At 61.8% G+C, this 14603-nt stretch carries 17 protein-coding genes and 2 pseudogenes; 15 read left to right on the top strand and 4 right to left on the bottom strand.

The features are described 5' to 3' along the window. Positions 1–143 precede the first annotated feature (143 nt). From HAV21_RS13270 to HAV21_RS13290, 5 genes are read left to right on the top strand one after another with little or no spacing between them, the layout of a single operon-like run. On the top strand, positions 144–1496 hold the full coding sequence (locus tag HAV21_RS13270) for a sugar ABC transporter substrate-binding protein (protein WP_142939412.1): 1353 nt from the start codon (positions 144–146) through the stop codon (positions 1494–1496). A 20-nt stretch (positions 1497–1516) separates the two neighbouring features. Next, complete coding sequence (locus tag HAV21_RS13275) at positions 1517–2485, top strand: sugar ABC transporter permease (protein ID WP_142939411.1); 969 nt, start codon at positions 1517–1519, stop codon at positions 2483–2485. Continuing rightward, on the top strand, positions 2482–3396 hold the full coding sequence (locus HAV21_RS13280; protein WP_166842033.1) for a carbohydrate ABC transporter permease: 915 nt from the start codon (positions 2482–2484) through the stop codon (positions 3394–3396). The genes HAV21_RS13275 and HAV21_RS13280 overlap by 4 nt, the downstream gene beginning before the upstream one ends. A gap of 40 nt (positions 3397–3436) precedes the next feature. After that, positions 3437–4498 carry an NAD(P)-dependent alcohol dehydrogenase gene (locus HAV21_RS13285; RefSeq protein ID WP_142939409.1) on the top strand — a complete coding sequence of 354 codons (1062 nt, stop codon included), beginning with the start codon at positions 3437–3439 and terminating at the stop codon, positions 4496–4498. Beyond that, positions 4495–5457, top strand: coding sequence for a carbohydrate kinase (locus HAV21_RS13290; RefSeq protein WP_166842034.1), 963 nt, complete (start codon positions 4495–4497; stop codon positions 5455–5457). Before HAV21_RS13285 ends, HAV21_RS13290 begins: the two co-directional genes overlap by 4 nt. Before the next feature lie 178 nt (positions 5458–5635). Here HAV21_RS13290 and HAV21_RS13295 read toward each other — a convergent pair whose 3' ends face one another. The 3 genes from HAV21_RS13295 to HAV21_RS13305 are packed head-to-tail and all read right to left on the bottom strand — an operon-like array spanning position 5636 to position 8270. Then, positions 5636–6208: a flavin reductase family protein gene (locus tag HAV21_RS13295; RefSeq protein WP_166842035.1), complete on the bottom strand. Its 573-nt coding sequence runs from the start codon at positions 6206–6208 to the stop codon at positions 5636–5638. A gap of 2 nt (positions 6209–6210) precedes the next feature. Beyond that, positions 6211–7257 (bottom strand): methionine synthase, encoded by a 1047-nt coding sequence (locus tag HAV21_RS13300; protein ID WP_166842036.1) that lies wholly within the window; start codon positions 7255–7257, stop codon positions 6211–6213. 20 nt (positions 7258–7277) lie between these two features. After that, complete coding sequence (locus HAV21_RS13305; RefSeq protein ID WP_166842037.1) at positions 7278–8270, bottom strand: DUF1852 domain-containing protein; 993 nt, start codon at positions 8268–8270, stop codon at positions 7278–7280. 119 nt (positions 8271–8389) lie between these two features. Here HAV21_RS13305 and HAV21_RS13310 point away from each other — a divergent pair, with 119 nt between their 5' ends. The 4 genes from HAV21_RS13310 to HAV21_RS22595 all read left to right on the top strand — a co-directional run bounded on the left by HAV21_RS13310 (position 8390) and on the right by HAV21_RS22595 (position 10321). Next, on the top strand, positions 8390–9331 hold the full coding sequence (locus tag HAV21_RS13310; protein ID WP_166842038.1) for a LysR family transcriptional regulator: 942 nt from the start codon (positions 8390–8392) through the stop codon (positions 9329–9331). 214 nt (positions 9332–9545) lie between these two features. Continuing rightward, positions 9546–9779 carry a hypothetical protein gene (locus HAV21_RS22585; protein ID WP_347877650.1) on the top strand — a complete coding sequence of 78 codons (234 nt, stop codon included), beginning with the start codon at positions 9546–9548 and terminating at the stop codon, positions 9777–9779. Positions 9780–9860: 81 nt separating this feature from the next. Further along, the gene (locus tag HAV21_RS22590) at positions 9861–10121 is read left to right on the top strand and encodes a GAF domain-containing protein (protein WP_347877651.1); all 261 of its coding nucleotides are present in this window, start codon (positions 9861–9863) and stop codon (positions 10119–10121) included. Beyond that, the gene (locus HAV21_RS22595; protein WP_347877652.1) at positions 10082–10321 is read left to right on the top strand and encodes an ANTAR domain-containing protein; all 240 of its coding nucleotides are present in this window, start codon (positions 10082–10084) and stop codon (positions 10319–10321) included. Before HAV21_RS22590 ends, HAV21_RS22595 begins: the two co-directional genes overlap by 40 nt. A gap of 49 nt (positions 10322–10370) precedes the next feature. Here HAV21_RS22595 and HAV21_RS13320 read toward each other — a convergent pair whose 3' ends face one another. Beyond that, positions 10371–10577 (bottom strand): hypothetical protein, encoded by a 207-nt coding sequence (locus HAV21_RS13320; protein WP_166842039.1) that lies wholly within the window; start codon positions 10575–10577, stop codon positions 10371–10373. Between the two features lie 113 nt (positions 10578–10690). On the opposite strand from HAV21_RS13320, the pseudogene HAV21_RS13325 reads away from it, so the two are divergent. The 6 genes and pseudogenes from HAV21_RS13325 to HAV21_RS13350 form a co-directional block, all read left to right on the top strand. Then, positions 10691–10894 (top strand): annotated as a pseudogene (locus tag HAV21_RS13325) (GMC oxidoreductase); the annotation flags it as partial. A 226-nt stretch (positions 10895–11120) separates the two neighbouring features. Continuing rightward, a complete protein-coding gene (locus tag HAV21_RS13330; protein ID WP_166842040.1) occupies positions 11121–11384 on the top strand; it encodes a hypothetical protein in 264 nt (87 codons plus the stop codon). 266 nt (positions 11385–11650) lie between these two features. Then, positions 11651–12445 (top strand): aldo/keto reductase, encoded by a 795-nt coding sequence (locus HAV21_RS13335; protein ID WP_347877653.1) that lies wholly within the window; start codon positions 11651–11653, stop codon positions 12443–12445. A gap of 261 nt (positions 12446–12706) precedes the next feature. Further along, positions 12707–13018, top strand: a complete 312-nt coding sequence (locus HAV21_RS13340) for an antibiotic biosynthesis monooxygenase (RefSeq protein ID WP_166842042.1) — start codon at positions 12707–12709, stop codon at positions 13016–13018. A 64-nt stretch (positions 13019–13082) separates the two neighbouring features. Continuing rightward, a complete protein-coding gene (locus HAV21_RS13345) occupies positions 13083–13598 on the top strand; it encodes a TMEM175 family protein (RefSeq protein ID WP_347877654.1) in 516 nt (171 codons plus the stop codon). Then, positions 13504–14601 (top strand): annotated as a pseudogene (locus tag HAV21_RS13350) (Hsp70 family protein); the annotation flags it as partial. The gene HAV21_RS13345 and the pseudogene HAV21_RS13350, both read left to right, overlap by 95 nt. Positions 14602–14603: the final 2 nt, after the last annotated feature.

Genomic DNA, 14603 nt, shown 5'->3' on the forward strand with positions numbered 1-14603 from the left:
GCCCCACCCCACACGCCTAATGTTGACGAAGACGGCGAGGCGCCCCGGATTCCCGGACGATTGCCCCGCTCCGGTCTTGTACTTCCACGCAGTAGTAGGAGTGCGGAGACTGCGCACCCCCATGAAGAACGAAGGAGTCCTCAATGCGCCCAAAAACACGTGCGGCAGCCCTAGCAGCCGGCGCCCTGTGCATCGCGCTATCCGCCACGGCCTGTGCCGGAGCGGGCGGAACCGGAGCTGGTGACCAGAACAGCATCAGCGTCCTGATGGTGAACAACCCGCAGATGGAAGACCTGCAGAGGCTCACTGCGGATAATTTCACCAAGGAGACGGGCATCCGCGTGAACTACACGGTGTTGCCGGAGAACGACGTCCGGGCGAAGATCAGCCAGGAGTTCTCCAGCCAGGCAGGCCAGTACGACGTCGCTTCGCTGTCCAACTACGAGATCCCGTTCTACTCGGCCAATGGCTGGTTGGCGCCACTGGACAACGTGGCCAAGGATCCTGAGTTCAAGCAAGACGATATTCTGCCGGCCTACACCGCGTCCCTCACTGGCACCGACGGCAAGCTCTACGGCGAACCGTTCTATGGTGAATCGTCCTTCCTGATGTACCGCAAGGACGTCTTCGACGCCAATGGCCTGAGCATGCCGGAGAAGCCCACCTGGGCTGAAGTGGCTGAGCTCGCCGCAAGGGTGGACGGGGCGGAACCCGGGATGAAAGGCATCTGCCTTCGGGGCCAGCCGGGCTGGGGGCAGGTCTTCGCGCCGCTGACAACCGTGGTCAACACCTTCGGCGGTACCTGGTTCGATAAGGACTGGAACGCGAAGGTCAATTCGCCCGAGTTCACGGAAGCAACGGAGTTCTACACCAAATTGGTCCGGGAACATGGTCAGGCCGGTGCAGCCCAGGCAGGCTTCACCGAATGCCTGAACAACCTGACGCAAAGCAAAGTGGCCATGTGGTACGACGCCACCTCGGCCGCCGGCGCCTTGGAGGCGGAGGCCTCCCCGGTGAAGGGCAAGATTGGCTATGCGCAGGCTCCGGTGAAGGAAACCTCATCCGCCGGCTGGTTGTGGACGTGGTCATGGGCTTTGCAGGCGGCGTCGAAGAAGACAGATTCGGCGGAAAAGTTCATCGCTTGGGCCAGCTCCAAGGAATACGAAGAACTGGTGGCCTCCAAGCTCGGTTGGGCAAAGGTGCCGTCAGGTAAGCGCATCTCCACGTACGAGAACGCCGAGTTCCAGGACGCTGCCCCGTTCTTTGAAGCCGAACGTTTTGCCATCGAGAATGCAGACCCTAAGAACCCCGGCGTCCAAGAGCGGCCCGCCGTCGGCATCCAGTTTGTCGGCATCCCCGAGTTCGCCGCTCTTGGCACCAACGTCTCCCAGGGCGTCAGCTCTGCCATTGCCGGTCAAGGCAGTGTGGCTGATGCCTTGGCCAAGGGCCAGGAAGCCGCGCAAAAGGTCGGCGACAAGTACAAGAACAAGCAATAACCGAACCGCAGGAGAACATCATGACTACCGCAACGGCGCGCATCTCCCGCCCGGGACATGCCACACCAAAACCTTCACGAAGCAAAGCATCGCGGGAACGCGCCCTGGCCTGGGCCCGGCGTGCGCCGCTGCTTCCAGCCCTGATCTTCCTCATCATCGTCACGCAGCTCCCGTTCGTGGTGACACTGATCATTTCGTTCCTCAACTGGAACAGCCTGAGCCCCGGCACCACGGGTTTCGCCGGCTTCGAGAACTACGTCACGGTCCTCACCGATCCCGACCTCCGCCAAGCCATCTTCACCACCATCCTCCTCACAGTTGCCGTGGTCCTGGCCAGCCTGGTCGTCGGCCTAGGCCTGGCCCTGCTGCTGGACAAGAAATTCATCGGACGCGGATTGGCAAGGACGCTGCTGATTGCCCCGTTCCTTGTGGTGCCCGTGGCCGCAGCCCTGATCTGGAAGCACGCACTGCTCAACCCCACCTACGGATTGATCAACGGTGTCCTGACGTGGATCTGGTCCCTGTTCGGCAGCGACACTCCTCCGCAGTTGGACCTGCTGTCCCAAGCGCCGCTGATGGCGGTCATCATCTCGCTGGTGTGGCAGTGGACTCCGTTCATGATGCTCATCCTGCTGGCCGGGCTGCAGTCCCGGCCCATGGATACCGTGGAGGCAGCCCAGATGGACGGAGCTACACCGTGGGCCATCTTCCGGCACCTTACACTCCCGCACCTTCGCCAGTACCTGGAACTCGGAGGCCTGTTGGGTGCGATCTACATTGTGCAGAATTTCGACGCCGTATTCACCCTTACGTCCGGAGGCTTGGGCACCGCAAATCTTCCGTACGCGATCTACCAGACCTTCTACTACGCCAATGAATACGGGTTGGCCTCCGCGGCCGGCGTCGTGGTGGTCATCGGCACCATCCTCGTGGCGACCTTCGCCCTCCGCACCGTTTTCTCGCTCTTCAAGAAGGAGGCAACACGATGAGCACACTCAGTCACACCGCAGCCCGCATCACGCCTGAAAAATCCAGCACGCCTACCGGCGTCCGTCGTCGCGGCAAGTCGCGGATGGACCCCACCCGCAACAACACAGCTGCCGGCATCGCAGCCTGGCTGCTGGCCCTGCTTTTCGCTACGCCCGTCTTGTGGATGATCCTGACCTCGTTCCACTCCGAGTCGGACGCCGCCACCAACCCTCCGTCCTTGGCTGCGAATCTCACCCTGGATGCCTACAAAGAGTTCTTCGGTGAGACGTCCGGCGTTAGCCCTTGGCCTTCGCTGATCAACTCCGCCACGGCCTCCATCCTGTCCACCGTCCTGGTGCTTGTCCTGGCCATCCCAGCCGCGTATGCCCTGTCCATCCGGCCGGTGAAGAAGTGGACGGACGTCATGTTCTTCTTCCTCTCCACCAAGATGATGCCGGTGGTCGCAGCGATCCTTCCGCTGTACCTCTTCGCCAAGACCGTAGGCGCGCTGGACAACATATGGTTCTTGATCCTCATGTACACGTCCATGAACCTGCCTATCGCGGTGTGGATGATGCGGTCCTTCCTCGCCGAAGTCCCAGTCGAAATGCTGGAAGCTGCACAGATCGATGGCGCCAACCTGATCCTCACGCTTCGCAAGGTCATAGCACCCGTGGCGATGCCGGGCATCGCGGCCACGGCCCTGATCTGCTTCATCTTCAGCTGGAACGAGCTCTTGCTGGCCCGAGTGCTCACCGGCGTTGTGGCCGGCACGGCTCCCGTGTTCCTGACCGGATTTGTCTCCAGCCAGGGCCTCTTCCTCGCGAAGGTCTGCGCGGCCGCCGTCGTCATTTCGCTCCCTGTGCTGTTCGCCGGATTCGCAGCACAGGACAAGCTCGTCCAAGGCCTCTCGCTCGGCGCCGTCAAGTAATTCGACGCGGCTAAGTAACCAACTCCAAAGGACCCCCATCATGACAACCTCAACCACTCAGACCCCGCTGCTCGACCAGCCTGAACTGCCGGCCACCATGCGCGCCGCCGTCCTGCAGCGCCAAGGCCAGATGACCATGGAGACGCTGCCCGTCCCGCACCTCGACGCCGACCAAGTGCTGGTGCAGGTTTCCGCGGTCGGAGTGTGTGGAAGCGACGTCCACTACTACGAGCACGGCCGGATCGGTGATTATGTGGTGGACCACCCCTTGATCCTCGGCCACGAACTCGCAGGGCGGATTGCCGCCGTCGGAAGCTCCGTGGACCCCGCTCGCATCGGTGCGAGGGTCGCCGTCGAGCCCCAGCGCCCTTGCCGGACCTGCAAGCAGTGCAAGGCCGGACGCTACAACCTCTGCCCGGAGATGGAGTTCTATGCCACCCCGCCGGTGGACGGCGCGTTCGCCGAGTATGTCACCATTCAAAGCGACTTCGCGTACGACATCCCGGATGATGTCAGCGACGAAGCCGCTGCACTGATTGAGCCGCTCTCGGTAGGGCTCTGGGCCTGCGAACGCGCAGAAATCAAACCCGGCAGCCGGGTCCTGATCGCCGGCGCCGGTCCTATCGGCATCATCGCTGCGCAGGCCGCGCGGGCCTTCGGCGCAAGCGAAATTTACGTCACGGACATCGCCGAAGACCGCCTTAACTTCGCCCTGAAGCACGGTGCGACGCACGCGCTGAACGCCCTGACGGATAAGGTGGAAGGGCTCGACGTCGATGCGTTTATTGACGCTTCCGGAGCACCTCAGGCGGTCCGTTCCGGGATTAAAGCCGTGGGTCCTGCGGGCCGCGTAATCCTGGTGGGACTCGGCGCAGACGACGTCGAACTGCCTGTCTCTTACATCCAGAACCGCGAGATCTGGCTCTCCGGCGTCTTCCGCTACACCAACACCTGGCCGCTGGCCATCCAACTCCTCGCGGACGGCAAAGTAGACCTCGACATCCTAGTCACGGGCAAGTTCGGGCTCGCTGATTCCGAGGCGGCGCTGACCGCCGGCAAGCAGCCGGGGCAGCTCAAAGCCGTGGTGTACCCGGGCCGATGAATCACACGGATCTTTTAGTCACGGTGGTTGGGGAATCGCTGGTGGACGTGATCAGAGATCCCCACGCGGCTACGTCCCAGGCTTATCCCGGCGGGAGCCCGCTGAACGTCGCTGTTGGTGTTTCACGGCTCGGCATGCGGACCAGTCTTGTGACGCACTACGCCGATGATACCCACGGCGCATCGCTGGAGAAGCACCTCAGCAGCAATGGCGTCGGAGTCATCAAAGGCGGCTCCGCACCGACGTCGACGGCGACTGCCACCCTGGGTGCCGACGGTGCCGCGACGTATGTCTTCGATGTCAGCTGGGACCTAGACGATGCTTGGACTTCGGCGGCGGAAGCCGTGCGGTCCGCCGGTCACGTTCATACGGGGTCGATCGCCTCCGTCCTCGCGCCGGGGGACGAGTCCACGTTGTCGCTTGTGCGGGCAGCCCGGGAGTCCGCAACCGTCAGTTTCGATCCAAATTGCAGGCCCGCCATCAGTCCGGATGTGGCTCGGGCCCGGGCGCGGGTTGAACAGTTCGTTGCCGCCAGCGACGTCGTGAAGGCCAGCGACGAGGACCTCCTTTGGCTCTACCCGGACAGGACACCAACGGAATCACTGGAGGCATGGCTGGAGCTCGGTCCTTCATTGCTTGCGTTGACGAGGGGTGCGGCCGGTCCTGTGATCCTCACGCGTCGGGGTCGGGTGCAGATGCCTGCCGAGAGGATCGTCGTGGCGGATACCGTGGGGGCCGGGGACTCGTTCATGGCGGGGCTCATCTCGGGTCTGGCCCAAGTGTGTGCCCTCGGTGCGGCAGGCAGGAAGAAGCTGAACGCGTTATCCGAGGACGAGCTGTTGCTTGTGGCCGCGTATGCCACCAGGGCCGCTGCAATTACCTGTTCCAGGGCAGGGGCAAACCCGCCAACCGCGATCGAACTTGGGCCGCTGTTTACTTTGGGTCGGGCCCCTCGATAATGCCCAGCTACTCAAGTCCTTGGAAGCGACGCTCCAGCAGCCCCCGTGTCCTGCGAAACGTGGCCCGCGAACGCTATCCGACGTTAACGATGACGACGTTAACGAGGACGACGGCGGGAGTTATGCTCCCGCCGTCGTGCGCCGTTCGGTTTGCTGCCTCGCATTGTTGGGGCGGCGCTCAGCCCTCATACTTGGAATGCTCGCCCAGACGGTGCCATGAGCGGTTGTGGTAGACCAGAGCGTCGCCGGGTTCGCCCGCCTGGACGTCACGCATCACGCGGGACTCCAGGGCGTGAACGGCGATGATTGTGGAGGTTCCCACCTCCATGCGATTGATGACGGCGCAGCGCACCCAGGCGCGGACATCGTCATACACCGCTTCGCCGGTTGGAAGGGTCGACCAGCGGTGCGTTTGGTCAAAGCGGTCCGCGCCGGGGGTCGCTCCAAACTTGGCCAAGTCGACGTCGTGCGCGTCCAGCAGGTGCACGACGACGGTTTCGGCGCGTGAAAGCACATCGGAGGCAGAGGACAGTGCCGAGACCGAGAAAATCAGCAACGGAGGTTCCGCACTCACTGACACCACCGACGATACCGTCAACGCCACCGGCCCTTCGCCGGCATCCGCCGTGATGACGGCGACACCTCCCGGGTGACCACGGAACAGTGCTTTGAAGTCATCGGCCGAGAGGGAGGACGGGAAGCCTGGCTTGGGAGCCTCGAGCCAGGTGTCCGGGGGGTAAGCGTGAAACATCGTTAGGACACCTTGGGTGCGGAGCGCTCGAGTTCCTCGCGAACGATTCTCGTCCCTGCGCTGAGTGCACTCAGTTTGGCCAGGGCGACGTCGCGGGGGAACGGTGCCATGCCGCAGTTGGAGCTGGGGATGAGCTTGTCCGCATCGACGAACTGCAGGGCCTTGCGGAGGGTGTCGGCGACTTCCTCCGGGGTCTCGATGGTCTCGCTTGCGACGTCGATTGCCCCGAGCATGACTTTCTTGCCGCGGAGGAGCTCGATGAGGTCCATGGGCACGTGGGAGTTCTGGGATTCCAGCGAGATGATGTCGATGCTGGAGCTCTGAAGCAGCGGGAACGTTTCCTCGTACTGCCGCCACTGTGAGCCGAGCGTCGCCTTCCAGTCAGTGTTCGCCTTGATCCCGTAGCCGTAGCAGATATGCACGGCGGTCTCCGCGCGCAGTCCTTCTGCCGCTCTCTCGAGCGCAGCCACGCCCCAGTCTTTGACCTCGTCAAGGAAGACGTTGAACGCGGGTTCGTCGAACTGGATGATGTCCACCCCGGCCGCCTCCAGTTCTTTCGCCTCCTGGTTCAGGATCGTGGCGAACTCCCAGGCCAGCTTCTCGCGGCTCTTGTAGTGGTCATCGAAAAGAGTGTCCACCATGGTCATTGGACCGGGGAGGGTCCACTTGATCGGCTTGTCGGTGGTTGCGCGGAGGAACTTCGCGTCGTCGACGAATACCGGCCGCTCGCGGCGCACGGGTCCGACGACGGTCGGCACACTCGCGTCGTAGCGGTCACGGATGCGCACGGTCTTGCGCTGTTCAAAGTCGACCCCGCTGAGGTGTTCGATGAAGGTGGTGACGAAGTGCTGGCGGGTTTGCTCGCCGTCGCTGACGATGTCGATGCCGCGTCGGGTTTGTTCGTGGATGGCAATGCGCAGCGCATCCTGCTTGCCCTCGAGCAGCGTATCTCCGTCCAGCTTCCACGGAGACCACAGAGTCTCCGGCTGTGCGAGCCATGATGGTTTCGGCAGGCTTCCCACAAGGGTTGTGGGCAAAAGTGTGTTCATGATTGGCGATTCTCCGTGGGTCAGTTGACGAGGGCGGGGTATTTTGCGGTCCACTGGTCCAATAGATCCTTGTGGGGCGTGATGAAGTGTTCCTCCGTGTACTTCGCCTGGGTGATCGCGAGCTGACTGCGCTCGACGCGGTCGTAAGCGATCTGGGTCCGCGAGTAATCCTGCTCTCCAAGGCTGGGCTGATAGACGACGGCGGCGGCGGAGTTCGCGTTGTAAATCTCCGGGCGGTAGATCTTCTGGAACGTCTCCATGGTGCTGATGGTGCCGATGAGCTGCAGGTTGGAGTAGTCGTTGAGAAGGTCGCCGCGGAAATAGAAGGCGAGCGGCGCAACGCTGCCGCGTGGCATGAAGTAGCGAACCTGCAGCCCCATCTTCGCGAAGTACGCGTCCGTCAGCGAGAACTCGTCCTGCTGGTACTCAACGCCCAGGACGGGGTGACGGTTCTCGGTTCGCCGGTACGTCTTGCTGGTGGAGACGCTGATGCACACCACTGGCGGTTGCGGGAAGCGTTCCTGGCATGCCGGGGAATCGAGGAACTGCTGGAAGAGTTTGCCGTGAAGATCGCCGAAGTCCCCGGGGACGGTGGGCTTGCCTGCCTCGGCTGCTGCCGCTGGCAGTACAACGCTGAAGTCGAAGTCACGGACGTAGGAGGAGAAGTTGTTCCCGACGATCCCTTGGTGGCGGACCCCGTTCAGTTGGTCGACGATCTGGATGTCGAGAACCTCGAACAGCGGGAACTGCTGATCCGTACCTTCTGCCGTGAACTCTATTTGCACGGAAACGATCTCAAGCTCCAGCGTGTAACGGTCCCGGTCCGGGTTGTCCCAGCTTGCGAGGTCGTTGAAGCGGCGCCGAATCATGGTCAAGGCGTTGCGGAGGTTCTCCTGGCGGTGCTCGCCCCGTGCCAGGTTGGCGAAATTCGTCGTAATCCGCGAGCCTTCGGACGGTGAGTAGTCCTCGTCGAAGGGAGTCGTGGTGATGCTGAAGGTGAAGTCGTCTGCCATGTGCTGCCAATCCGTTGATGGCCGGAGACGGCCTTTCAGAAGGTGATGTATCCATGGTGCAATCATCCCGAGGGTATCGGGTAACTAGGCGTTACTATGCGTTCATATAGACTTTTCCTATGCCCCAACTCTCGAGCGGACTGACCCTGCAGCAACTCCGCTATTTCATTGAAGTTGCAGCCGAGGGTTCGATCTCCGCGGCTGCAGATCTTCTTTATGTAGCGCAGCCGACCATGTCAGCAGCGATGAAGGACCTCGAGGCCCGGGTGGGCCGTGAGCTCCTGGTCCGCTCCGCCCGCGGAGTCACGCTCACCGCCGACGGGGTGGAGTTCCTGGGCTACGCGAGGCAGGTCGTCGAGCAGTTCGCTCTCCTCGAGCAGCGCTACCTTGGTAGGCCACCGCGGCGACGTCTGCTCGGGGTGTCGACGCAGCACTACTCGTTCGCGGTGGACGCCTTCGTCCGGATGGTCAAGGCCTCCGATGTGGCTGAATACGAGTTTTCCCTGCGTGAGTCCCGTACCTGGGACATTATTGAGGATGTCCGGACGCTCCGCAGCGAGATAGGCATCCTTTACCGGAACGATTTCAACCGGAAGGTCATCGACAAGCTGCTCCGGGAATCCGGGCTCGCGTTCACACCGCTCTTCCTTGCCGATCCGCATATCTTCATTTCACGGAAAAACCCGCTCGCCTCAAAGAAGCGTGCGACTCTCGATGATCTCGCCGGCTTGCCGCGGCTGACCTTCGACCAAGGTGCGAACAACTCCTTCTACTTCGCCGAGGAGATTCTCTCGACCTTGTCCAGCAAGCAGGAGATCCGGGTCTCTGACCGTGCCACGATCTTCAACCTCATGATCGGGCTCCACGGCTACACGATCTCGACGGGCATCATCAGCGGGCAGCTCGACCCGGAAATCGTCGCCATCCCGCTGGATGTTGACGAACGCATCGAGATCGGCTGGATCGGCCACGCTGCGATTCCTCTCACCGACCAAGCGCAGCATTACCTCAGGGAGTTGCGGGCCGTCGTCGCTGAGTTTGGCGTCGCGCTGATCGACTGACCGCTGTTGAGCGGGTGTCAGCGTGCAGTGGGTCTTACGGGATTCCGCCTGCGTTACAGGATGGCAAGGGATTTCTTAGCGATTGCTGGAGTTCCTTGCTAGATTACTGACTCAAACTGCTGCCTCACCGAATCTGACGTGGATCGGCCGACAAGTAGTTGTGAAGTTTGCGCTGAAGAAGCCCGGCGCTCGTTGCCTTGCACCTGGAGGTCTTATGAGCCCGCATCCCTATAACGAGTCGCCTTTGGGTGGCCAGATGGAAACTGAACACAACGAAGACCTTCAGCGTCTCTACAAGCTCATTTCCGGTGCTGATGACGTCAAGGCCTTCCTCGACGGTATGACCCGATATGCGGCAGCGACTCTGAGCCGCGCGACGGGGGCACGGGTGGAATGTGCCGTGACTTTGTGGGCGGCGCAAGCGGGCTGTGACGATTGCCGGCAGTAGTGATGACGCATCCTGCTGGACGGTATTGAGCAGGCTATCGGTGACGGCCCGGCGCAGGCCGCACTCGAAACGTTGTCTCCCGTGCTCCTGTCAGATGCCGGCACTGACCAACGGTGGCCGAAGTACTGCAAGGACCTTTCGCTGGCAGGGGTCAGAAGCGTGTTGGGCGTTCCGTTGTCTCTGGGGGCGGACTCTGCTGCGGCCTTGAACTTCTTCGCAACCGAAGCTGGCCTTTTCACCGACGAAGCCATTAAAGAAGCTGTAGTGTTCGCCAACATCGCAGCCGATGCCGAAGGATTGCATTGCGCATCGCCGCAGCTGACACCCTCGCCGAGGACCTGAAAGCTGCCATGGCCCGCAGGACAGCCATCGACCTGGCCTGCGGCATGATCATGGCCCAAAGCCGCTGCACCCAGGATGAAGCCTTCGCCTTCTTGCAGAAAGCCTCCCAGAACCGTAACGAGAAACTTCACGCCGTCGCCGAGGGCATCATCACCGGCACCAATCGCGGGTCAGCTACCACGACCTTCTTCCAAGACTGAAACCACTTCCGCGGAAGTACCTGTAGAAAGGGGAATATAGTCCTTGGGCTTATGGTCCGTTCACGGGTAGTTCTTCAATGGCCCAGGAGATGAGGTCGAGTTCGAATGGCTGCGGCCTCAAGGCCTCGTGGACGTAGGCGTCCAATTCCAGGGGGCTCGCGTTTCCGCCTTCCCCCCAGTATCTAATCCATAAGTCCTCAAGGGAGATGGTGTCTCGATTCAGTAGGTTTCGTGCGCTCTGTCGTGGATCGTGCATGTCCGATATCCCATTGCCCGTCGGGTGCCTCCTGCGCGCCGGCCCGAATGATCAGCCTGCTTAGCGATCAACCCTATACAGATGACCCCGCCGAGGAATAGCCCATTACCCGGAGCTCTGTTGCGGACTCGTGGCCGCATGTGTGGGGATACGAAAACCTGGTGGTTGGCGGAAATGCGCTCATCCCCACGGCTACGGCCATGAACCCGACGCTGATGAGTGTGGCCATTGCGGTTCGCGGGGCGCGGAGGGTAGTGGAGGAACTCTCCTCTTCGGGAGCGGCAGTAGCTGACGAGTTGGGGCGGACAACGGTCTGAGGGGCTTCCGTGTGGGCCCAAGGGATCGTGTGAACCGCGGGCGTGAGTCTCCACACGTTATTTTGAGTAGCTCGCAATAAGGCGTACCTTGAATATAGGCCAGAGTAGCCCTCGAGTACCGCACCGGTGAACATTCCCGGGCCGGGAGGGCAAAGGACTCAACCAGCAAAGCCCTTCCGTTTGAGCGGTACAGAACCTGAACCTGCCTGAACCCCAAGGAGAACCCATGACTTTGCTCGCCGAGCGCCCCGCAACGACCGAACCCACCACTGAGGCTGCAAACCGTATCTCTGTAGCCGGCACCGCACTGCGCGGCGGCAGCTACGTAACCCTTTCCGCAGGCAGCGCCCCGGCCCGTGGTGAAGGAACCTACGTCACCGTCACCCGTAGCCGAAAAATCCCTGCTGTCACCCATGGCAGCTATGTCACCGTAGCCGGCGCCTCGGCTGTTGCCGACGGCAGCTATGTAACGCTTTCGAAGGCAGCCTAAAGCCCCGGGCGTCCGTGGAGGATGGCTCCATGCGGCGCAGGAAAGGAGGCCGACGACGACACTGTGTGTCGTCGTCGGCCTCCTTTGGGGAGCCCTCGGTTCCTTTCGTGTCCTCCGGCAGTCGAGTAGATTGAAGAAACACGGCGCGTGTCGCCGTGGTCCGGGCGAAAATCATTGGACGCGGTGCGGCCGATAACGTGAACGGGCTCTTTCTGAGGGGAGTTGCGTTGCGCGAGATATCTTTTCCTTCCGGTGAGACTGTCCCGGTGCTCGGGATCGGAACGTGGGGTATGGGCGAGCAGCCCGACAACGCCCCCCAAGAGACCGCGGCGATCCGTACGGCCCTGGACTTGGGAATGTCCGTGGTGGATACCGCTGAGATGTATGGCAACGGCGCGGCCGAGGAACTCGTCGGAAGGGCGCTGGCAGCACGGCGGAACGAAGCGTTCCTGATTACCAAAGTCTTGCCGCATCACGCCACATTGCGCGGAACCATCGATGCTTGCGAAGGTAGTCTGCGTCGTCTTGGAACGGACCGCATCGACCTTTATTTGCTGCATTGGCGGGGCGCTGTTCCCTTAGCCGAAACGCTCGAAGCCTTCGAACGCCTGCAGGAGGCCGGGAAGATCCGGCACTGGGGCGTCAGCAACCTCGATGTGGCGGACATGGAAGAACTTATGCGCTTGCCGAGCGGACGGAAAGTTGCGACCAACCAAGTGCTCTACAACCTGACCCGCCGGGGCATCGAATTCGATCTGTTGCCCCGCTGCGTCGACAGGGGCATCCCGGTGATCGCGTACTCGCCGCTGGAGCAAGGGCGGATGCTGAATGATCCTGTGCTGGTGCGCATCGCAACCGAACACGGCGTCAGTCCCGCGCAGATCGCCCTCGCCTGGGTGCTCAGACAGCCGCTCGTCCTGGCCATTCCCAAGGCTTCAAGCCCGCACCATGTCAACGAATGCCAGCGGGCCCTCAACGTTCGACTTTCGCCCCACGACCTGGCTGACCTGGATCGCGTCTATCCTCCTCCCACCCACAAAAGCGTGCTTGAGATGCTCTAGCGGCCTCCTCGCGGAGCTCATCCCTCAGCCGGGGCCAAGGCTGCGATGCCAGTCCACCGGGAAGCGGACCAATCTCTCTTGTGGTGACCAGCGATCACTGCGAGACTGACAGTGCATCGCGCCGCTCCCTCCACAGGTTGAGGAGGTGCCACGAGGCCAGTTCGGTCCGCACCATCCGCGCCGTAGTACCGCTCCAAGGAGGCTCGCCATGAAAATTGTCGTGCAGTATGGAATCAGTCAGATCGGGCCGGGTGATGGAGCATGATCGAGGTTGCGTTGTCGGTGATCCTGAAGGCCAAACCCGGCAAAGAGAAGGATGTCGCTGATTTCCTGCGCTCCGCACTTTCGGTCGTTGAACAGGAGCAGGGTACGCGCGCTTGGTTCGCCCTCCAGTTCGACGAATCGACTTTCGGAGTATTCGACGTTTTCCCTGATGACGACGCCCGTCAGACCCACCTTTCCGGGGGTGTCGGGCAAGCACTGGCCGCTCAGGGAGCTGAGCTGTTCAGCGTGGAACCGAACATTCAGAACATTGACGTGCTCGCGTACAAGCTGCCCGGTGAAAGCGGATAGAGGGCTACCGCTCAGCCGTCACCACTCTGAGATGCCGCCTGATGCACAGGTTTAGGTGCGGACGGTGACACGCTCGGACACCAGTCGCGCCGAGGCTTTCGGCGATGCCGTCATCGCGATCGTCATCACGCTACTGGTACTTGAGCTCACTCCGCCGGAAACCGCACCCGGGGAGCTGCTGGCCGGATTGCTCGGTCAATGGCCCACATACCTGGCGTACGCGGCGTCCTACATCTATTTGGCCGTGATCTGGCTCAACCACAAATCTGCCTTCTCCCGTATCCGGCAGATGGACATCGGCCTGCAGTGGGCCAATCTGGGAATCCTCGCCACGCTCGCTCTTTTGCCCTGGCCCACAGCCGTGATCGTCGATACAGCCAAGACAGGCAATTTGGCCGACGAGCGGGTCGCCGTCGCGCTGTACGCGATCGTCGGGGCACTGCTGTGCCTGTCATGGCTGGTGTTCTTCTCGCACTTGGCACGGCTCTGTGACCCAGACGCAGGTCAGCCTCCCCTTCGTCACTGCGGACGCGGCGGGACCCAAGCATCTGACCACCACTGTTCGGCGCTCTGTTTTTGAAGACATTACTCATGACCTGGTGGAACGGACCATGGATCCGGTCAAACAGGCGATGACGGATGCCAAGGTCACCGCCAACGACATCGATGAAGTGATTTTGGTGGGCGGCTCCACCCGTATTCCGGCGGTACAAAATGTGGTCCGCCGCCTGACCGGCGGAAAAGATCCGAACATGAGCGTCAATCCGGACGAAGTCGTGGCCATCGGTGCGGCGATTCAGGCCGGAGTTCTCAAAGGCGAAGTCTCGGATGTCTTGCTGTTGGATGTTGTGCCGCTTTCCCTCGGGGTCGAGACCCGCGGCGGTGTCATGACAAAGATCATCGAGCGCAACACGACCATCCCCGCACGGCGAAGCGAAGTGTTCTCCACCGCCGATGATAACCAGCCCGCCGTGGATGTAGTCGTCCTGCAGGGGGAGCGGGAGCTGGCTGCGGATAATCGGGTTTTGGGCCGGTTCCAGCTAACCGATATCCGGCCGGCGCCTCGCGGCGAACCGCAGGTTGAGGTCACGTTCGACGTCGACGCAAACGGCATTCTCAACGTCACAGCCCGCGATAAAGACACAGGCAAGGAACAAGGCATCACGATCAGTGAAGGATCCAACCTCGATGCCAAGGAAGTCGAGCGAATGATTGCCGAGGCCGAGTCCCACAGGAGCGAGGATGTGCAGAATCGTGAGCGCATTGACACCCTGAATGAACTCGACGCGGTGGCTTATCGCGTTGAGCGGGCCGTCAATGAACTTGGTGATGCTGTCCCGGTGCACGACAAGGCCCGGGCTGAACTACTGGTTGGTCAGGCGCGGGACGCCGTCAGCAACCAGGCGGACGTTGGCGCGGCGAGGGAACTGATTTCCGAGCTCCAGCAGCTGCAGTCGGCCTTGAGTGCCTCGGCAGCGTCAGGGGCCAGTGCAGGGGCGGGCGCGGGACCCGTGTCTCAGCCTGGGACTTCTGACAGTGTGGACGACGATGACATTGTCGATGCAGAATTCGATCGTGGCTAGGT

This window comes from Paenarthrobacter sp. MSM-2-10-13 (assembly GCF_011605365.1).
GTDB lineage: Bacteria > Actinomycetota > Actinomycetes > Actinomycetales > Micrococcaceae > Arthrobacter.